We start from the raw sequence: 18,738 nt of genomic DNA, 5'->3' as shown, positions 1-18,738 counted from the left end.
GCTTTTCCTTGATCTGCTGGAACTTGCGCATTGCTTAGCGATGTGACAGCTCTTGGACAAGTGCAGGAGAGGGCATAACATGGCTGCAACCCCAGTAAATCTTGATCTTTGGTCCTTTGAAGGGCGCTGGCAGCTGACCCGCGTGGTCGAAAATGCGGTTGGCCCCAATATGACGCTGTCGGGAACAGCGACCTTTAGCCGTCATGAGGACGGGTTGATGCTGGTCGAAGAGGGCACGTTAGAGGTCGCAGGCCAACCGCCGATGCAGGGCAGTCAGCGCTATATCTGGCGTCCTGATGGTGATCAGATCGCCACCTTCTTCGCCGATGGTCGCGATTTTTTTCGGTTCCGCCCCGACGGCGAGATCGCGGCGGCCCATTGGTGCAGCCCCGATCAATATGATGTGGTGATGGATTTCACCCACTGGCCGGAATGGCGGGCCACATGGACAGTGAAGGGCCCGCGCAAAGATTATGTGATGCGGTCACATTATCGCCGCGCGTGATGGGCGACATCGCCCAAGCCCTGCATTCCACGCCTGCCCCCCTTACTTAAACCCTTACAACCCTCCGGATGCGGTGCGCCCCTTCGCACCCCACGATATCGCCCAATGTGCATGGCCGTATCAGAACGAGCGCCGGGGCTATCCTTGGTCCACCAGCAGGCTTGCAGAGGGGGGTAGAGGGAGAGGCGGAGGGGGGTAAAAACCTATCCAAAGTATAGGTCGCAATTAGACACACTTCGGCGCAGATTTAGAATGTTTGGATTTTTTTGTGCGGTCTTCCGGGTCATCTTGCTTCAGCTTGGCTGAGGCGTGCCGGGATGTGGCCGCGATATGCTGGGATCGTCGTTCTCAATCTTCGGAATGGTACGTCGAAGAGATCCAGAGATCCTATGTGTTTCTGTGTTTAACCGAAGTCAGGGTCAGCACCCTATGTCGTCAAGTCTTTGTCTTAGAAGCCACCAAGAAGAGACAGCAGCGGGAGGAAGCCAAGTAAACCGCCTATTCCTGCCATTGCGCCACCGCCGTCTGGGCTATCTCCGGCTGCAGCTCTGTCGTCATCGTCGTCGTCTTCGGGTGGGTCTTCGTAGTCGTCATCGGGGCCAGTGTCGGGTATCACAGGTATGCCTGGATCTGACCCACCGTCTTCGACCGGGTCTGGCGCCGGATTGTCTAGGACAACTTGTTCGAATTCATCCGTGTAGTCCGGATTTTCCACCACAATGCGGACAATTTCATGGGCGTCCAATTCGGCACTGAAAATGCCGTTCTGGAACACCTCAGCAGGGTCCAGCTGAGTGATTTCGGCTGGGCTGCCGCTGTCGGTTGGGTTGTAGCCGTCTTGAACGCCCAGAACCTCAATGCGGATCGTGCCGCCTTGGTCCAGGATCTGCGAATAGTCGACATTTGCCTGCTGCGGATCATCGGTCGTCGACGCGATGAAGCTGACAAAGGTGTCTTCGCTATAGAAAGCATGAACCGAAGCATCTTCGGTTGCAGCTTCGTGTTCGCTACGGTCTGCGGCCGACAGGTCGATCGCGGTGGTGTTGGGCAGCACTTCGTTCATCATGCGGAACATTTCGCCCGGCACGTTCAGCGGACCATCTTCGCCTTCGTTGCCGGCGAGGTTGCTGAGGTTATTTTGCTGCACAGCCCAGACGAAAGCGGAATCCACACCATGTTCGGTGAATTCTTCGCTCATGTTGAGCATCTCATGGGCCTGTTTCAGGCCATATTCGTTTTCAACGTCCCAGCTGCGGCTCGCCTTCAGGTTCCATTCGGTTACGTGTTTTTCCAGACCATCGAAATGTTCATCCCAGGTCTGTTCGGCAGACCGCAGATCAAAGTCGCGGCTGCTAACGCGGTCGGCACCTTTGGAATAGATGTGGAAGGCCAGGCCATCCACAGCGTTGATTTCGGATTCAGTGTCAAACTCCGAGATGATGATTTCATTCATTACCTTGGGCCAGGCCACTTCGCCGTTGTTGTACATGAAAATATCGGGGTCGAGTGTCAGGCCATAGTCCGACATGACCGCGCTCAGCTGGTCGCTGCCTTCTACGATGTGGTCATAGTCATCTGACAGACGCGAGCTACCGTAGTTCTGACCGTTCTGGACCAGAATGTCGATTTCGGAAAACACATCCGCCTGTGGGTGGTTGTCCAGTTCTTCGTTGATGATTTCGGCCATGCGCGACGAGACACGGCCGTATTCCAGCGCGTCCATTTCACCGCTGCCCCAGTATTCGTTGCCGATCTCAAAGCCACGAATTGTGGGTTCGCCGTATTCACCGTCCAATGTGTCACGAATAAAGGTGCGCAGCGCATCTTCGTCGATGTTGGCGGTGCGGTGACCGCTGGCATCGTTTTCGGCGCTCAGATAATTGCGGGTGGGCAGCACGATGGTGACATCGATGTTGTTTTCTTCGGCATAGGCCATGAACTCGCTATAGGGCAGCAGTTCAACTTCGTGGCCAGTGTCGGGGTCAATCGCGCTGTTTTTGTCCGGGTTGGTCAGATCGAAATAGTCTTCGGTCAGCGAACCACCAGGGTAACGGATGTGATCAATGCCAAGGGCGGCAGCCTTTTCATCATAGGTGCCGTCTTCGCCCAGCTGGTCGCGGCTGGCCAAGATGTTCGCGCCAAAGAGTTCTTCAGAGTACTCATTTGCGCCCAGTGCGTGTGCGTTCAGACTGATCATTATCGTTCCCTCTCTTCTGACGAAAAGGTGGTTGCGGTCTTGTTCTCGATGTTTCTGACGCGTCCCCAGAGTGTTTTTTAGTGCGCTCGATAGGCGGGGAAGCTGCCTGAAATGTAGTGCTGAGAGGAGACTGCGACTCGCACTGCGCCAAGTCCACGCGATGTGAAAAATGCCGACTTATTCGATGTCGCGTACCCCCCAAAGGAGGTGGCGATTCACCGAAAGAGCCGAAAATATTTTCCTAAAACCAGACGGGGTGCCGTCGTGCCCATGTCACTTTTTGCGCCCCGAAATCACCGGGTGCTGTGCAAAGGGCATGCCAATGCGACTCGGGTTAGGCAAAGGATTCGCCCACCAGAGGGTGGCGCCAAAAGCGCAGGTTCCCGCGCCCCCGTCAGGGGCGTTTTGACCACTTGCATGCGATAGGGGTGTGCAAGCCTCATACCATCCGCCATTCTTTGTCTGTGGCGGCTTAGTATATCTAACGGCCTAGGCCATCTGTCTGTTAGGCCTCTTTTCAAATATTTTCGAATTTTGTTAAATGGCTGCTATGACACAGATTTTACAGCAAAAACTGCCCTATGACCTGCGGACCCAGCGTCCGCTGCCGGGTATTCAGCCACTGGATATGGCCAATTGGCTGCATGCGGACGACGCTTTTCTAGGCCAGATGGCCTATAGGACGGCCCTGATTGCCGAAAAACGCGACGCTGTCATTGGTGCGCTGCCCGAGGCAGAGGCGCCTTTGCAGGAACTTCTGGCGCTGGTGTTGGATCAGTTGCGCGCCAATCCGGACTATAAAGTGGGCGAAGACCGCGTGTTGCGTCCCGACGGGGTAACTGTTGCGCTGGATCTGGGCGATCCTTTGGCAACACTCGGCCAGTTGGTGCAGGAAGATTTGTGTATCCTGCAAAAACAGGGTGATGAACATGTGCTGACGGCGGCTGTTCTGTGCTTCCCCTCCAGCTGGACCTTGGCGCAGAAACTGGGCAAGCCGCTGCTGGCGATCCATGTGCCGGTGGACAGTTATGATGACAACATCGGCAAACGGGTGCAGCGGCTGTTTGATGGTGTGCGGGCAGGGCGGCCTTTGTGGCGGTTCAATATCCTGTGGTACGATACCAGCGAGCTGCACTTCCCCCGCCCCGAATATGACACTCGCGCCTATGTCGGGCGCGAAGATGCGGCTTTCCTTCGGTCAGAGAAACAGGCGATCCTACGTTTGCCCGAAACCGGCGCGGCGGTGTTTTCGATACATACTTATATGCTGAGCGGCGATCTGGGGCGTGAGCTGACAGCCGATTAGGTCTCGTTGGGCGCTTCACCGGCCAGCATCGCCAAACGCATGAAGCGCGACGGATGCGTGTCCGCGCTCATCCCCCGCTTTTCAAAACGTGCGCGGGCGTCTAGCGCGTATTGGCGCGCCTCATCCGGTTTGCCTGTGGCATGGGCTAGTTCGGCGCGTTCCTCAAACACCTCACCCAACCCGCGACCATGCGGGCCCAGTTCGACCACTAGGTTCTGTAATTGATCCGATGTTTCGGCAAATCTGCCCAGCATCCGCAATGTGCGCGCGATGTGTAGCCCCGCCGCGTGGCGCTCCGCCGCCTGGCCAAGGGATCGGCGCAGGGCATGGTCGCGCTGAAACATCTCTAGCGCGCCGCTCAAATCACCCTCTTCAAACAGCGACCGCCCGGTCTGCTGATAAAGCGGCCCTAGGTGGTGGCGCAGGGCAGGGGTGTTGCGTGTCAGGGTTTCACCCTGATCGACGATTGCAAGGGCCACGGCCGTAGGCACGCCCTTGGCCTGTTCATTCAGCGCCTCAAGCGCCACGTCCAGCGCACCAGCGTTGCGCGCCTGCGTGGCGGCCTGATGGTACAGCGTCGCCGCCGTTGCCGCGCGCCCTTCTGCATGGGCGAGGCGCGCCGTTTCCAAAGTGATGCGCGCCTGTGTTGCCGGTGACGGCCCAATCGCGCGCGCCTGATCCAGCAGGGTTTCACCAAGGGTGAAGTCCTGATCCAGCCCCGCGATGCGCGCCAATTGGCTGAGGCAGGTGATCTGATCCTCCGGCGCAGAGGCGGCAGCAAGCGCAGCCTCAAACCGCGCCTTGGTGGCGGTCAGATCGTCAAAGTCCCAGAGCGGATCAATCTTCATAAGGGTGGTCTTTTCTGTCAGCCCGTGACGCTAGGCAATTGCTTGCAAAGGCACAATGCCCGCTGTGTGACGTTTGGGCAAGGGGGATGTGTTCTGATCCAGAAACCAGAAAGGGCGCCCCAAAGGAGCGCCCTTCCAATTCATACTGTTAACTCGGAGGCCCGAATTAGCAGCTGTAGTACATGCCGAACTCAACCGGGTGCGGGGTGTGTTCGTAGGTTTCAACCTCTTCCATCTTCAGGTCGATGTAACCTTCGATCTGGTCTTTGGTGAACACGTCACCGGCCAGCAGGAAGTCATGGTCTGCAGCCAGCGCGTCCAGCGCTTCGCGCAGCGAACCACATACGGTCGGGATGTCAGCCAGTTCTTCGGCCGGCAGGTCGTACAGGTTCTTATCCATGGCTTCGCCCGGATCGATCTTGTTCTTGATGCCGTCCAGACCAGCCATCAGCAGTGCTGCGAAGCACAGGTAGGGGTTGGCCGAAGGATCGGGGAAGCGTGCTTCAACACGTTTCGCTTTCGGCGATTCGGTCCATGGGATACGTACACAACCCGAACGGTTACGTGCCGAGTAGGCGCGCAGAACAGGTGCTTCGAAGCCCGGGATCAGACGCTTGTAGGAGTTGGTCGACGGGTTGGTGAAGGCGTTCAGGGTTTTCGCGTGCTTCAGCACACCACCGATGAAGTACAGCGCTTCCTGGGACAGATCAGCGTATTTGTCGCCAGCGAACAGCGGCTTGCCGTCTTTCCAGATCGACATGTTCACGTGCATGCCGGTGCCGTTGTCACCGTAGATCGGCTTCGGCATGAAGGTGGCCGATTTGCCGTAGGCGTGGGCAACGTTGTGGATGATGTACTTGTACTTCTGCAGCTCGTCGGCCTGCTTGGTCAGGCTGTCAAAGATCAGACCCAGCTCGTGCTGACAGGACGCAACCTCGTGGTGGTGCTTGTCCACTTTCATGCCGGTGCGCTTCATGGTCGACAGCATCTCGGAACGGATTTCCTGTGCATCGTCGATCGGGTTGACGGGGAAGTAGCCGCCTTTAACGCCCGGACGGTGGCCGGTGTTGCCCATTTCGTATTCGGTGTCGGTGTTCCAGGAACCGTCTACCGCATCAACTTCGTAGGATACTTTGTTGATGGTGTTGGCGAAACGCACGTTGTCGAACAGGAAGAATTCAGCTTCTGGACCCATGTAAGCAACGTCACCGATGCCCGAGGATTTCAGGTACGCTTCGGCCTTCTGGGCGGTGCCGCGCGGGTCACGCTCGTAGGCTTCGCCGGTGTCGGGCTCAACGATCGAGCAATGGATCGCGATGGTTTTTTCTGCGTAGAACGGATCAACGTAGGCCGACAGGGTGTCGGGCATCAGTTTCATGTCCGAGTTTTCGATCGACTTCCAGCCCGCGATGGAGGAGCCGTCGAACATGAAGCCTTCTTCCAGGAAGTCTTCGTCCACCAGGTCCACATCCACGGTCACGTGCTGCAGCTTGCCGCGCGTGTCGGTGAAACGGATGTCGACGTAGGCCGCATCTTCGTCTTTGATCAGCTTGAGAACGGATTCTGCGCTCATGCTCTTGTCCCTTCGTTTAAGAAAATTGGGTAATTACAGTGCGTCCGAGCCGGCTTCGCCGGTACGGATGCGGATGGCTTGTTCGACGGGGCTGACAAAGATTTTGCCGTCGCCGATTTTGTCTGTTTTGGCCGCGTCGATGATCGCTTCTACAGCGCCGTCGACCATATCGTCGTCCAGCACCACTTCGATTTTCACCTTGGGCAGGAAGTCGACGACATATTCTGCACCGCGGTACAGTTCAGTGTGGCCCTTCTGACGACCGAAACCTTTGACTTCGATCACGCTCAGGCCCTGAATGCCTGCGTCCTGCAGTGCTTCCTTAACCTCGTCCAGTTTGAACGGCTTGATGATCGCTTCGATCTTTTTCATCGCCTGTATCTCCTCACCAACCGGGCCGTGTGGCCGGGCTTAACCGGGGTCTTTGGCAGGCCTCCCCGCCGCCAACCGTATTGCGTTGGAAATTGACAGAACACTTTCCACTGCGCGGCTCAAACGGATAGAGTAGGTAGGGCTTAAATTTCGGGCGCTTTTTGGGGGTCGGTTTAAAATTTGTGCGACTTGCACAAAAAATAGACGAAATAAAAACTCGTATATCGAAAAACCGATCCAAACGCCGATTTTTAAGGCGCGAAACCCGATGGAAATCACGTCACAATAGCGCGTAAATGCGACATCACCATGAGGCAGAGATGACAGAATTGCTAACCGCCGCCCAAATGCGCGCCATTGAACAGGCGGCGATTCAGTCAGGGGAGGTCACTGGGCTAGAGCTGATGGAGCGTGCAGGCACTGGCGTGGTTGAGGCGATTTTTGAAGAATGGCCCGCGCTGGCAGATGGGTCGGGGCGCGCGATTGTGCTGTGTGGTCCGGGCAATAATGGCGGCGACGGATTTGTGGTCGCCCGCCTGCTGGCCGCGCGGGGCTGGGCGATGGAGGTGTTTCTATACGGGGACGCCGAAAAACTGCCGCCGGATGCGCGGGTGAATTATGAGCGCTGGTGTGAGAGTGGGGCGGTTGAGTCGCTGACTGATGCGACCTCCTTGCTGGCGGATGTTGTGGTGGATGCGCTGTTCGGGACGGGGTTGACGCGTCCGTTTGTGGATTTACCCGCTGTGCGCGAGGCGCTCAATGAAGGGCAAGTGTCTGTTGTTTCTGTTGATCTGCCCTCAGGACTTTGCGCGGACAGTGGGCGGTCGCTGGGCGAAACCCATTGCTTGCAGGCGAATCTCAGCGTGACCTTTCATCGAATGAAGCTAGGGCATGTTCTACAAAGTGGCCCTGAATTATGTGGCAAGACGGTTATCAAAGACATCGGGCTGGCGGATAGCCCCAGACCGCGGGTGGGGGTGAAGCCCCCGCCCATGGGGGCGGTCGGGGGCTGTCCGGCTGCGCCGGACGGTTTGGTTCATGCGGTAGAGGCGGTGCCTGAACAATTAGACAAACACAGCGCACACAAATTCTCCCACGGCCACGCCCTCATCCTTTCCGGCGGCTCCGGCAAAACCGGCGCGGCGCGGTTGGCGGCGCGCGGGGCCTTGCGGATTGGGGCGGGGTTGGTAACGCTTGGCGTGCCGCCCTCAGCGCAAATGGAGGTGGCGGCGCAAATCACCGCGCTGATGCTGACGCGGGTACAAGATGGTGATGCGTTGGTAGAGGTGTTGGAGGACAAGCGCCTCAACGCGCTGTGCCTTGGGCCAGCACTCGGCCACGATCGGGTACGAGATCTGGTGCCTGTTGCGCTGGCCTCAAAACGCGCCTGCGTTTTGGATGCCGATGCCCTCAGCGCCTATGCGGAGGATCCGCAGACGCTTTTTGGAATGCTGCACCCAAACTGCGTGCTGACCCCACATGGTGGCGAATTTGCCCGCCTGTTCCCAGACATCGCCGCCAAACTCGCGGAACCACCGACCAAAGGCCCAGCCTACTCCAAACTAGACGCCACCCGCGCGGCGGCCAAACGTGCAGGCTGCACCGTGTTGTTCAAAGGGCCGGATACCGTGATCGCAGACCCAGACGGGCGCGCCAGCATCCACGCGGCCCACTACGATCGCGCCGCGCCGTGGTTGGCCACCGCAGGGGCAGGGGATGTGCTGGCGGGCTTCATCACGGGCCTTTTGGCACGCGGATTTGCGCCGCATGAGGCCGCAGGAACCGCCGCCTATCTACATGTTGAATGTGCGCGCCATTTTGGCCCCGGCCTGATTGCCGAGGATTTGCCAGAACAACTGCCTGCGGTGCTGAAATCGCTCTTCGACCAATGAGCCAATGAAAAAGGGCCCGCAAATGCAGGCCCGTTCATTGTCTTTATCGCTGAGGCTTAGGCCATCATGCGGATGCTGGCGGTGGCGCAATCTAGTTCCAGACCGTCGGCGTAGATCACCTGCGGTTCGTCAAAGAACAGGCGGAACACCATATGCTGTGCGGCCGGTTGTAGGCGCAGATATTCACCGTCGATGAGGTTCTGCGCTTCGATCAGTTTCTGCGGCTCATTGTAGAGCGCCTGTGCGCGCCAGTCGCGGATCAGGATCTTCTGCTTGGAGGGCAGGATGGTATCCATGCCCGGGCGGTCATGGCCCAATGATCCAGCGCGCACGCGCACTGTCTCACAGGTCTTGTAGCCGCATTCGACGCCTTTCAGCATCGCAACGCCACTGCTGCGCGTGATGATTTTGTCGCCTGGCGACAAGACCTCGACCGGCAATGCGCCGTCCAAGGTAAGGATTTGCGTCCCTGGCAAAATGCCAAAGGTCGCCTCCGTTGGGGCTTTGGTGACGTTACCGCCACGCCGCGCCCTGACCGTTTTCGGTTTCATGGGCTATGTCCTACTGCTCTGCCTGTATTTTTTTATACAAGCAGCTTACTGTGGATAACGTCGCTTGTCTTCTGTTTTTTAGTGAAATTTTCCTCTCGCATCTTGTGGAAAGGTTTGCTAGATAGCGGCTCTGCGAAGCGCGCCTGAGGGGTGATTTCGCAAACCGGATGCGGGTGTGGCGGAATTGGTAGACGCACCAGATTTAGGTTCTGGCGCCGCAAGGCGTGGGGGTTCAAGTCCCTTCACCCGCACCACAATTTTCGAAAATACTCATGAAAATAAGACCTGATCTGACCATCGTCTGTGCTTCAATCGTACTGTGACTTAGCTTTGACGAGTGTACTTTGGTGGTCGGATATCAGCGCTGCGCCCGTAGCGGTAGTCAGGTGAATCAGTTTGTCCTTCCCAGGCATGTCCGGCAGGGCTACTGGCGCGGCTGATTGCGCGATTTTTGAGCAGCGCCTTGGCAGTGCCCTTGGGGGACGTTCGGTGCGCCCATAGCAGACGCAAACTGTGTGGGATTTGCATCACCTCGGGCGCACCAACCATCTGCACACGGGGACGCAAGACTGCATCACTATGGCAGCGATCGCGGTGAATGACGAATCAAAGGCAGTGTGTCCCATCAGGTTTGCCCGGTATCATCCGCCAGCACCTTTCGGGCGATGCGGAAACATTCTAATGCCTGCGGGACACCGCAATAGATACCGATCACATGAATGATGGCGCGAATCTCATCCTGTGTGACGCCGTTGTTCAGCGCGCCGCGCAGATGGACCTCCCATTCGTGCATTTTCCCCAATGCGCCGATCATCGATAAGTTCATCATCGAGCGGGTCTTGGCATCAATCGCATCGTCACCCCAGCCGAATCCCCAGCACCAACTTGTCATCGCTTCCTGAAAGGGGCGGGTGAAATCGTCAGCTGCGGCGAGGTTCTGTTCGACATAGGCAGCGCCTAAGGTGGATTTGCGTTGCTGCAGACCTTGCGCAAAAAGATCTTCGTCGAAAATGGCCATGGTTCAGCCCCTCATTTTGATTGCGATGTTTTTGGTCTGCACATAGTTCCACAGCGCTTCACGGCCCTTTTCGCGGCCGTAACCGGATTTGCCATACCCGCCAAACGGGGTTTCGACCCCGCCCGCATACCATTCGTTCACAAAGACCTGACCGGCGCGAATTTGGTTTGCCGCTGTTGTGGCGCGATCCAGATCGCGGGTGAATACCCCCCCAACCAGTCCATAATCTGTGCCGTTGGATATTTCGATCGCTTCTTGATCGGTGCTGAAGGGCAGGACCGATAAAACCGGACCAAAGACCTCTTGTTGCGCGATGTCCATTGTGGGGCGCACCGCGCTGAGGACTGTGGGCTGCAAAAATGCGCCCGCACGGTTAAGCGTGTGGCCGCCTGCAGCCACCTGGGCGCCTTGGGACAGGGCGGTTTGTACCATTACTTCGGCGCGGTCGCGTTGGGCGGTGGAGACCATCGCCCCCATGTTGGCGCCAAATTCGGGCAGGTTGATGCCGTCGGTGACATTTAGGCCTTGGGCAACTTTGGACAGACGCGCGACCAGTTCGTCGTGTTTGCTTTCGTGAACGATGACCCGCGACATGGCGGAACAGACCTGCCCAGCATTGAAAAAGATGCCCCAGCGGGCGTCGCTTTCAAAGGCATCAAGATCCGCGTCATCATAAACAATCGCCGCCGATTTGCCGCCCAGTTCCAGGACGCAAGGCACCACATTGCGAGCCGCAGCGGTGGCGATGGCGATGCCTGTGGCGACGGATCCGGTGAAAACGATCTGATTGACCAAGGGATGCGATGCCAGCGCCGCGCCCGCATCTTGCCCCAACCCGCAGAGGATATTGACCGCGCCTGTGGGTAGGCCCACATGTTCGGCGGCATGGGCGAACCATGCGTTGGTTAGCGGCGTCAGTTCTGGCGTTTTGATGACGCAGGTGTTGCCAGTCGCCAATGCAGCCGACAATGAACGTGCAGTCATTTCCAGCGGATAGTTCCACGGGATAATCTGTGCCGAGACGCCATACGGCTCGTGTACGGTGAAATCCAGATACTGCGCCCCTAGCGGAATAGAACGACCTTCGACGGTTTCTGCCTGATTGCCATAGTATTCAAAATAGCGCGCCGCGCCTTCGATTTCGGTACGCGCTTCCCAGAGGGGTTTGCCTTGTTCCAGTGTGAGAACGGGAGCGATGTCGTTTATATGCTCCAACAGGAACCGCCCCATCGCTTGCACCATGCGGCCCCGTTCTACGGGGCGCAGGCCAGACAGGGCGCCCGACAGATGTGTGTCGCGCGCCGCGCGCACGGCGCGGTCTACATCCGCAGCGTCCGCCAAGGCCTGCTGGGCCAGAACCTCACCTGTCGCGGGGTTCACCACATCTATACGGCCCGCGCCGCCATCGACCCATGTGCCGTTGATGTAGTTTTGCCAATGCTCTTTAATTTGGGCCATCAATTGCGTCTTTCATCCATTTCTGTAGGTGCATGACGGGGTGCTCGGAATTGACGCCCCCATTCGGGTCGACCACCAGTGGTCCGGGAACATACCCACGAGAGTGCAATCCGCGTTGAACCGATTCAACCAGATGAATGTCCTCTTCGACGGTGGTTTCGCGGTCCTGACGGGCCAGTTGGCGCACCTTGGCGTCTTCTGCGCCGCCGATGGAATACCACCCGCGCCAGACCACAACGTGATCGGGGTCAATCGCACGCCAATGATAGGTGTTCAGCACGTTGCCCGGATAGACCTGAAAGGAGAACATTGGCCACAGGAACCAACTGGAATATTCGTGCTGATGGGCAAAGCCCGAATTTATGTCATAGGTCATCGCCTCAAGACTTTGACATTCTGTGGTGTGGCGCAGACATTTGCCCTGTGGCTGGATATCGTAGGTTTCCGGCTTGATGACGCCATTGGCAAAGGTCGGATGGTTCAGGGCGCAGTGGTAGCATTCCGAATAGTTTTCGACCGAAACTTTCCAATTGCAGTTTTCGGGTATCTCGACCCATTCCAGCGGTTTCAGGTCACGCCAGTTGGGAACCCATTCCTCCAGCTCGGCGCGCGCATTGGGAAACCAGTCCTCCATCGGGGCGGCGCTAGGATCGAGGTTTACAAAAACAAAACCAAGGAACTCTTCGGCGCGCACTTCGGTCAGGCAGACTTTGCTGCGATCAAAGTTCTCCACCGCTTTGAGGTTGGGCCCTGCACGCAGGGCGCCGGTCAGTTCATAGCTCCAGGCGTGATAGGGGCAGACCACCACACGGGTCGATCCCTTGCCGGATACCAACTGATGCGCCCGATGTTGACAGACGTTGTAAAAGACCCGGATCTGCCCGTCATGTCCGCGTATGGCAAAAAGGCTCTCGCCCGCGATGTCAAAGGTCGCATAGTCACCTGTGTTTTCCAGATCCGACACATGACAGCCGAATTGCCATGTGCGCGCCAGCAGGCCCTGAGTTTCCAGTCGAAACACCTGCGGATCCGTGTAGTAGCGGGCGGCCAAAGAGCGTAGCGGTTCAGTCATCAAGGCTCCTCGTAGTACATTCCAAGACGGTGGCGGCGGTTGTGAAATGTTTCGACACGGTCGACGATTTCTTCGGTCGACTCGGCGATGACAAATGACAGCAGGGTTTCCAAAACCGCGATAATGCTGGTGGAGGAAGGGAAGAATTGTGGCGTCTCAACCGACACCACGAACCCGTGGTCTGCCTGCCGCAGGATCGGGCTGGCGGGACTGTCTGACAGACAAACCAGCTGCATGTTTTGCTCTTTGGCGATGTTGACGGCCTCGACCACCTCGCTGCGGTAGGGTTTGCAGGTGATGGCAATCAGCACATCCCGTTCGTCGGCCCAGGCCAGATCGTCAACAGGCGTTGATCCGGGTTTCGGGATCGCTTGGATCTGCACCATGCCGGTAGACGCCAGATAGGTGAAATTGCGTGCATTGGAATTGTGGACCCCAACGCCCAAAACAAAAACGTTGCGCGAATTCCAGATCGCGGTTGCTGCGGCCTTCAGCTGCTCGGCAGAAATGCCGGCAAATGTCTCTTCGATGTTGCGCAGCATATCCTGCACCATATCGGCATAAAGACCGCCTAGATCATCTGATTTGCGGATGTTCTGCAGCCAGCGGGCGCGGTCGGGAAAATCCGCAGCGCCATTTCGGATAGCGTCGCGAAATGGGGCACGGAAATCCTCGTAGCCCTCAAATCCGAACTGCCGCGCCATGCGCACCACGGTGTTGGGTTTGACCTGCGCCGCCTCAGCGATTTCGCGCACGGTGGATACCCCTACATCCAAAGGGTTTTCCAACACATAGGTCGCAACCTTGCGTGCCTCTGGGGTGAGATCGGACAGGTCTGCGGCAAGGCGGTCCAGAATCGTATTTGATATGTTTGTACCATTCATAATTGACGATGGTACAAATGATTGCTTACGCTGTCGATAGGAAAAGCGACTCGAAAGGACATGCTGTGGGACCTGATTTTCCGACTTCAGCGCGTGTGGTAATCGTTGGCGGCGGTGTCATGGGGGTAGGGCTGGCCTATCACCTGGCCCACGAAGGCTGGGGCGCTGACACCGTCTTGTTGGAAAAGGCTGAGTTGACGTCCGGGTCTACATGGCACGCGGCGGGGCAGATCACCCATTCCACATCCAGTTTCGGGTTGGGCAAATGCGTTGACTACAACATCGGCCTCTACTCTGGCGCGTTGGAAAAAGAGACCGGTCAGCCGGTCACCTGGCATGGCTGCGGCTCGTTCCGGTTGGCCTACACTGAGGATGAGATGGACTGGCTGCGCCATACGTTGTCGGTGGGTCGGTCGCTGGGATTTAATATTGAGCTTGTGACACCTGAACGGGTTGCGGAATTGCACCCGTTCTACAATCTCGACGGGGTGTTGGGGGCGCTTCACACCCCTGATGACGGGCATGTAGACCCCACGAATGTCACGATGGCGATGGCCACAGGGGCGCGGCAAAAAGGCGTTCGCATCATCCGCAGATGTCAGGCCACCAACATTACTCAAAACGGCAATGGGGAATGGGTGGTCGAAACCAATCAGGGCACAATCACCTGTGAGCATGTGGTCAACGCGGGCGGCACCTATGCGCGGCAAATGGGCGAATGGTCTGGCCTGCAGTTGCCGATGACGTCGATGACCCACCACTATTTCGTCACCGAACCCGTGCCCGAATTTCAGGGGCTGGACCAAGAGTTGCCGGTGATCCGCGACGATAAAAAGGTGTCTGGCTACATTCGCATGGAACAAAACCGTGGTCTGATCGGGATCTATGAAAAAACCAACCCGAATTCCGTTTGGCATGATCACTGTCCTTGGGAATATGAAAACTGGCTGTTTGACGCGGATTACGATCGCGTCATGCCCTGGCTAGAAGAAAGCCTGAACCGCATGCCGATTTTTGCCGAACTGGGGCTGCAACGGGATGTTCACGGGGCAATTAGCCACCCGCCGGATGGTAATCCTTTGATTGGACCTGCACCGGGTGTGCGCAACTACTGGTGTTGTTGCGGCACGCAGATCGGTATCGGCTGGGGGCCGGGGCTAACCCGTGAACTGGCCCGTTGGATGGTGCATGGCGCAGCGGATATTTCCATGCGTGACTATGATCCGAGGCGGTTCGGCGCCTATGCCACCAAGGACTGGCAGGTGATCAAGGCCGAAGAGGACTACTGCCTGCGCCACGAAATCCCTTTTCCGCATTTCAACCGTCTGGCAGGGCGCCCGATTAAACCATCGCCCCTTTATCAGCGCTTGAAAGACGAAGGTGCAGTTTACGAAGAGGTCTATGGCTTTGAGCGCCCCCGCTGGTTTGCGCGTGACGGCGTGGCACAGGAAGATCACTACTCCTTTAATCGTACCGTCGTGGATGATCTAATCGCAGCCGAGGTCAAAGCCGTCCGCGAAGATGTCGGCATCATGGATGTGACCGCCTTTAGCAAGGTGCTGGTCGAAGGGCCTGATGCCTATGCGCTGCTGGATCGTTTGACCGCCAACCGGATGCCGCAAAAGGTGGGCGCGATCATTCTGACCCACATGCTGAACCGGCGGGGGCGGATCGAACTGGAAACCACAATCGTGCGCATGGATGAAGATCGGTTCTACCTCGTTTGTGCGGCCTTTTTTGAACAACGCTTGCTGGATCACCTGAACCACCAGCGTGTGAATGAAACCGTGACGATCACCGCGCTATCGGACAGCTGGTCGGCGCTGGCGTTGAACGGGCCAAAGGCGCGTGATGTTCTGGCGGCCTGCACTGCGTCTGATCTATCGAACGCGGGATTTCGTTGGTTGTCGGCGCAACAGATCATAGTGGCAGGTCATCAAATCTGGGCGCTCCGCATGTCCTATGCAGGTGAATTAGGCTGGGAATTCCACATGCCTAATGATGCCTGTCTGGATGTCTATGATGCGCTGTGGTCCGCTGGTATGGATCATAGGATCACCAACTATGGCAGCTTTGCCATGAATGCGATGCGCATGGAAAAGGCGTTCAAAGGGGCAGGGGAGCTCACAAACGAAGTCACTCTGGCCGAAGCGGATGTTCTGCGCTTTGCGCGCAACGACAAGCCTTATCTGGGCAAGGAGCACACCCTCAATGCCAACCTGCCGTGGATTTGTGCCTATCTGGAAATAGAACCTGACGGACGCGCCGACGGCCACGGTGGCGAAGCGGTATATCTGGGTGATCAGGTTGTTGGTTCCACCGCCTCTGTGGTTTTTGGACCAACGGTGGGCAAGGTGCTGGCCTTTGCCTATCTGAAGCCAGAGGCAGCCCAAGTTGGGACCGAGTTGACGGTGTTGATCCACGGCGTGCCACGGGCCGCGCGGGTGCTTGGGCAACCGGCCTATGACCCCGACAGTCTGAAACCCCGCCAGGATGTGTTGGTGACCGCATGAAGATCACTGGCCTCACCCTTTGGGCGGTCGATCTGACCAGCCATGAAACCTACTACATGGCCGAAGGTAAAACCTGTGCCACAGTGACCTCTCATATCCTGCGGCTTGAGACGGATAGCGGCCATCAGGGCTGGGGAGAGGTGTGTCCTATCCCGCATTACCTGCCAGCCTATGCCGGTGGCGTTGCCAGTGCAGTGCAGGAACTGGCACCAAAACTTATCGGGGCATCACCATTGGGGGTTGATGCTGTGATGCTGGACCTAGACGCCCATCTTTTGGGACATCGCTACGCCAAGTCGATGATCGATATCGCGCTTTGGGATTTGTTTGGCAAAGCCACGGATCAACCACTCTTTGCGTTGTTGGGTGGGCGCGTGCGGCAGGACATGCCACTCTATCATTCCATTACCTGCATCGCACCGGATGATATGGCCCGCATCGCCAAGGACGCCTATGCCAGCGGGATCCGGCAGTTTCAGGTGAAATTAGGGGCTGATCGTGATTGGCAGCGCGACGCGGAACGCTTGATCAAAGTGCGCGAAGCGGTCGGTGATGGGCCGCTGGTTTATGGGGATTGGAACTGCGGTGCCAGTAAACTGCAAGCGACCCGCACCGGCCGTGCGGTGGCGCATCTGGATGTGATGCTGGAACAGCCCTGCAAAACCCTGGAGGACTGCGCTGCTGTGCGCCAGGCCACGGGGCTGGCGATGAAGATAGACGAAGGCGCCCATGACCTCGACAGCTTGCTCCGAGCGCACCAATTGGGTGTTTTGGATGCTGTGGCCCTAAAACTATCGAAATTCGGCGGCCTTTCGGCAATGCGCCGTGCGCGCGACCTGACGGTACATCTGGGGGCTGAGATTTGTGCGGAATGCACATGGGGATCGGATGTGGTCACTGCTGCGGCCCTGCATTTCGCCGCGACCGTGCCGAACGGCGCGCTGATGAATACCTGTGATCTGTCCTCTTACGTGGCACCGCGCGTGTGCCAGACTGCGCCCCAACGCAACAATGGACGTATCGCGCCGCCCACGGGCGCCGGGCTGGGGGTGTCGCCGGATCTGGACATTCTAGGCACACCAGTAATGGAAATGAGGTAACCCATGCAAAAACTGTTGACCCAAGACGAATGGATCGCCCGCGCTCAAGAGGTGTTGCCTGCGGGGGGCTTTGGGAATTTCGATCCCGGTATCTTCATCGCGCGGGGTCAGGGCAGCCGGGTGTGGGATGAAAACGGCACAGAGTATGTGGATTACCTGATCGGGTCCGGCCCAATGCTGCTGGGGCATGGCCACCCCGAGGTGATGGAGGCGGTGCTGGACCAGTTGCCAAATGGCATGACCTTCTTTGCCAACAACGCCAAAGGCGTTGAGCTGGCCGAGGCGATTGTGGACGCGGTTCCTTGTGCGCAACAGGTGCGCTTTGTGGCCTCAGGCGGTGAGGCAGACATGTACGCGATGCGGCTGGCGCGGGCCTATACGGGCCGCGATAAGATCCTGAAATTCGAAGGCGGGTATCACGGCATGAGCGCCGAGGCACAGATGAGCCTTGCGCCGACAAAACGGGTGAACTTCCCCCAAGCGGTGCCGGACAGTGCGGGCATCCCCCAAAGCGTGGCCGAGCATATGTTGGTCGCCCCCTACAATGACCTGCAGGCGGTTGAGGCGTTGTTGAGCGAACACCACGACATTGCGGCGATCATGGTGGAACCTCTCCAACGCATTATCCCGCCAGCGCCGGGGTTTTTGCAGGGACTGCGCGACCTGTGTGACAGGTTCGCAGTTTTGCTGATCTTTGACGAAATCGTCACGGGCTTCCGGCTGGCCTATGGCGGGGCGCAGGAACGCTATGGGGTGGTGCCTGACATCTGCACCTTGGGTAAAATCATCGGTGGCGGCTTTCCCTTGGCGGCGCTTGCGGCCAGTAGTGACATCATGCGTCATTTCGACAAATCACAGGTTGGTGCCGAAGGTTGGTTGATGCAACTGGGTACACTGTCTGGCAATCCGGTTGCGGCGGCGGCGGGATTGAAAACAATGCAGGTCCTAAAGCGTGAGGGCAGCTATGACCGTCTCAGATCGTTGGGGGCACAGTTGCAAAAGATGCAATCGGAGGCGCTGTCGGCGGCGGGCATCGCCCATCAGGTGTGCGGTGATGAAACACTGTTTGATCTCTATTTCACAGATGCGCCCTGCGTCGATTATCGCACTGCCCATCACAAATATCCCGAACGTGCAGCGCGTTGGAGCACCGCATTGCGGCGTGGCGGCGTATTCAAAAGCCCGTCGAAAATGTATCCCAGCCTGTCCCTGACACAAGCTGATCTGGCCCTGACCGAGGCGGCCGTGCAGGCGGCGGTGTCCGCGCTGGATTAATGCACTGCGCCGCATGCGTTACCCTACGCCCGTGTATGTAATGCGCAGCATCAGTTCAGCGGAAATTGGTCCGTGATCGTCAGCCACTGTCTGAACCAGGGAGGTGGTGAATTGCCCACCACCAGATGCTGCGGCTATGAACGGGGCGTCCGCGGATCGCTTCGCTGGCGCCCC

General features: G+C 57.8%; 15 protein-coding genes and 1 tRNA gene. 7 read left to right on the top strand and 9 right to left on the bottom strand.

The features are described 5' to 3' along the window. Positions 1-79 precede the first annotated feature (79 nt). Positions 80-505, top strand: a complete 426-nt coding sequence (locus TM5383_RS10230) for a DUF6314 family protein (RefSeq protein WP_058318948.1) — start codon at positions 80-82, stop codon at positions 503-505. A gap of 448 nt (positions 506-953) precedes the next feature. Here the strand turns inward: TM5383_RS10230 and TM5383_RS10225 are convergent, their stop codons facing one another. Then, a complete protein-coding gene (locus TM5383_RS10225; RefSeq protein WP_058318947.1) occupies positions 954-2,702 on the bottom strand; it encodes a hypothetical protein in 1,749 nt (582 codons plus the stop codon). 550 nt (positions 2,703-3,252) lie between these two features. Between TM5383_RS10225 and TM5383_RS10220 the strand changes: the two genes are divergently transcribed. Next, entirely contained in the window at positions 3,253-4,008 is a 756-nt protein-coding gene (locus tag TM5383_RS10220; RefSeq protein WP_058318946.1) for a heme-dependent oxidative N-demethylase family protein, read from the top strand. Here TM5383_RS10220 and TM5383_RS10215 read toward each other — a convergent pair. From TM5383_RS10215 to TM5383_RS10205, 3 genes are all read right to left on the bottom strand, one after another. After that, complete coding sequence (locus TM5383_RS10215; RefSeq protein WP_058318945.1) at positions 4,005-4,856, bottom strand: tetratricopeptide repeat protein; 852 nt, start codon at positions 4,854-4,856, stop codon at positions 4,005-4,007. The two genes, TM5383_RS10220 and TM5383_RS10215, sit on opposite strands and share 4 nt — an antisense overlap. A gap of 166 nt (positions 4,857-5,022) precedes the next feature. Then, complete coding sequence (gene glnA, locus TM5383_RS10210) at positions 5,023-6,429, bottom strand: type I glutamate--ammonia ligase (RefSeq protein WP_058318944.1); 1,407 nt, start codon at positions 6,427-6,429, stop codon at positions 5,023-5,025. Positions 6,430-6,462: 33 nt separating this feature from the next. Next, positions 6,463-6,801, bottom strand: coding sequence for a P-II family nitrogen regulator (locus TM5383_RS10205; RefSeq protein ID WP_058318943.1), 339 nt, complete (start codon positions 6,799-6,801; stop codon positions 6,463-6,465). A 320-nt stretch (positions 6,802-7,121) separates the two neighbouring features. Here TM5383_RS10205 and TM5383_RS10200 point away from each other — a divergent pair, with 320 nt between their 5' ends. Beyond that, positions 7,122-8,693, top strand: a complete 1,572-nt coding sequence (locus TM5383_RS10200; RefSeq protein WP_058318942.1) for a bifunctional ADP-dependent NAD(P)H-hydrate dehydratase/NAD(P)H-hydrate epimerase — start codon at positions 7,122-7,124, stop codon at positions 8,691-8,693. A gap of 56 nt (positions 8,694-8,749) precedes the next feature. On the opposite strand, the gene TM5383_RS10195 is transcribed toward TM5383_RS10200, so the two are convergent. After that, complete coding sequence (locus TM5383_RS10195) at positions 8,750-9,244, bottom strand: Hint domain-containing protein (protein ID WP_076399967.1); 495 nt, start codon at positions 9,242-9,244, stop codon at positions 8,750-8,752. 169 nt (positions 9,245-9,413) lie between these two features. On the opposite strand from TM5383_RS10195, the gene TM5383_RS10190 reads away from it, so the two are divergent. Next, positions 9,414-9,498, top strand: a tRNA-Leu gene (locus TM5383_RS10190). A gap of 371 nt (positions 9,499-9,869) precedes the next feature. Here the strand turns inward: TM5383_RS10190 and TM5383_RS10185 are convergent. From TM5383_RS10185 to TM5383_RS10170, 4 genes are read right to left on the bottom strand one after another with little or no spacing between them, the layout of a single operon-like run. Beyond that, positions 9,870-10,262, bottom strand: a complete 393-nt coding sequence (locus tag TM5383_RS10185) for a carboxymuconolactone decarboxylase family protein (RefSeq protein WP_058318941.1) — start codon at positions 10,260-10,262, stop codon at positions 9,870-9,872. A 3-nt stretch (positions 10,263-10,265) separates the two neighbouring features. Next, on the bottom strand, positions 10,266-11,720 hold the full coding sequence (locus TM5383_RS10180; RefSeq protein WP_058318940.1) for an aldehyde dehydrogenase family protein: 1,455 nt from the start codon (positions 11,718-11,720) through the stop codon (positions 10,266-10,268). After that, on the bottom strand, positions 11,707-12,792 hold the full coding sequence (locus TM5383_RS10175) for an aromatic ring-hydroxylating oxygenase subunit alpha (protein ID WP_058318939.1): 1,086 nt from the start codon (positions 12,790-12,792) through the stop codon (positions 11,707-11,709). The genes TM5383_RS10180 and TM5383_RS10175 overlap by 14 nt, the downstream gene beginning before the upstream one ends. Further along, a complete protein-coding gene (locus TM5383_RS10170) occupies positions 12,792-13,676 on the bottom strand; it encodes a MurR/RpiR family transcriptional regulator (RefSeq protein ID WP_058318938.1) in 885 nt (294 codons plus the stop codon). The genes TM5383_RS10175 and TM5383_RS10170 overlap by 1 nt, the downstream gene beginning before the upstream one ends. A gap of 65 nt (positions 13,677-13,741) precedes the next feature. Here TM5383_RS10170 and TM5383_RS10165 point away from each other — a divergent pair, with 65 nt between their 5' ends. Genes TM5383_RS10165 through TM5383_RS10155 form a run of 3 tightly spaced genes read left to right on the top strand, consistent with a single transcriptional unit; the run spans position 13,742 to position 18,564 of the window. Beyond that, complete coding sequence (locus TM5383_RS10165; protein WP_268807756.1) at positions 13,742-16,189, top strand: FAD-dependent oxidoreductase; 2,448 nt, start codon at positions 13,742-13,744, stop codon at positions 16,187-16,189. Next, on the top strand, positions 16,186-17,289 hold the full coding sequence (locus TM5383_RS10160) for a mandelate racemase/muconate lactonizing enzyme family protein (RefSeq protein ID WP_058318937.1): 1,104 nt from the start codon (positions 16,186-16,188) through the stop codon (positions 17,287-17,289). Before TM5383_RS10165 ends, TM5383_RS10160 begins: the two co-directional genes overlap by 4 nt. A 3-nt stretch (positions 17,290-17,292) precedes the next feature. Then, a complete protein-coding gene (locus TM5383_RS10155) occupies positions 17,293-18,564 on the top strand; it encodes an aspartate aminotransferase family protein (RefSeq protein ID WP_058318936.1) in 1,272 nt (423 codons plus the stop codon). The last annotated feature ends 174 nt before the right edge of the window (positions 18,565-18,738 follow it).

Source organism: Thalassovita mediterranea, assembly GCF_001458435.1.
Taxonomy (GTDB): Bacteria; Pseudomonadota; Alphaproteobacteria; order Rhodobacterales; family Rhodobacteraceae; genus Thalassobius; species Thalassobius mediterraneus.
This window is presented reverse-complemented; position numbering and strand designations above follow the sequence as displayed.

What these genes read in the sequence shown, in the direction of transcription:
- TM5383_RS10230 (WP_058318948.1), top strand. Translation starts at nt 80, where the DNA reads ATGGCTGCAACCCCAGTAAATCTTGATCTTTGGTCCTTTGAAGGGCGC.
- TM5383_RS10225 (WP_058318947.1), bottom strand. Translation starts at nt 2,702, where the DNA reads ATGATCAGTCTGAACGCACACGCACTGGGCGCAAATGAGTACTCTGAA.
- TM5383_RS10220 (WP_058318946.1), top strand. Translation starts at nt 3,253, where the DNA reads ATGACACAGATTTTACAGCAAAAACTGCCCTATGACCTGCGGACCCAG.
- TM5383_RS10215 (WP_058318945.1), bottom strand. Translation starts at nt 4,856, where the DNA reads ATGAAGATTGATCCGCTCTGGGACTTTGACGATCTGACCGCCACCAAG.
- glnA (WP_058318944.1), bottom strand. Translation starts at nt 6,429, where the DNA reads ATGAGCGCAGAATCCGTTCTCAAGCTGATCAAAGACGAAGATGCGGCC.
- TM5383_RS10205 (WP_058318943.1), bottom strand. Translation starts at nt 6,801, where the DNA reads ATGAAAAAGATCGAAGCGATCATCAAGCCGTTCAAACTGGACGAGGTT.
- TM5383_RS10200 (WP_058318942.1), top strand. Translation starts at nt 7,122, where the DNA reads ATGACAGAATTGCTAACCGCCGCCCAAATGCGCGCCATTGAACAGGCG.
- TM5383_RS10195 (WP_076399967.1), bottom strand. Translation starts at nt 9,244, where the DNA reads ATGAAACCGAAAACGGTCAGGGCGCGGCGTGGCGGTAACGTCACCAAA.
- TM5383_RS10185 (WP_058318941.1), bottom strand. Translation starts at nt 10,262, where the DNA reads ATGGCCATTTTCGACGAAGATCTTTTTGCGCAAGGTCTGCAGCAACGC.
- TM5383_RS10180 (WP_058318940.1), bottom strand. Translation starts at nt 11,720, where the DNA reads ATGGCCCAAATTAAAGAGCATTGGCAAAACTACATCAACGGCACATGG.
- TM5383_RS10175 (WP_058318939.1), bottom strand. Translation starts at nt 12,792, where the DNA reads ATGACTGAACCGCTACGCTCTTTGGCCGCCCGCTACTACACGGATCCG.
- TM5383_RS10170 (WP_058318938.1), bottom strand. Translation starts at nt 13,676, where the DNA reads ATGAATGGTACAAACATATCAAATACGATTCTGGACCGCCTTGCCGCA.
- TM5383_RS10160 (WP_058318937.1), top strand. Translation starts at nt 16,186, where the DNA reads ATGAAGATCACTGGCCTCACCCTTTGGGCGGTCGATCTGACCAGCCAT.
- TM5383_RS10155 (WP_058318936.1), top strand. Translation starts at nt 17,293, where the DNA reads ATGCAAAAACTGTTGACCCAAGACGAATGGATCGCCCGCGCTCAAGAG.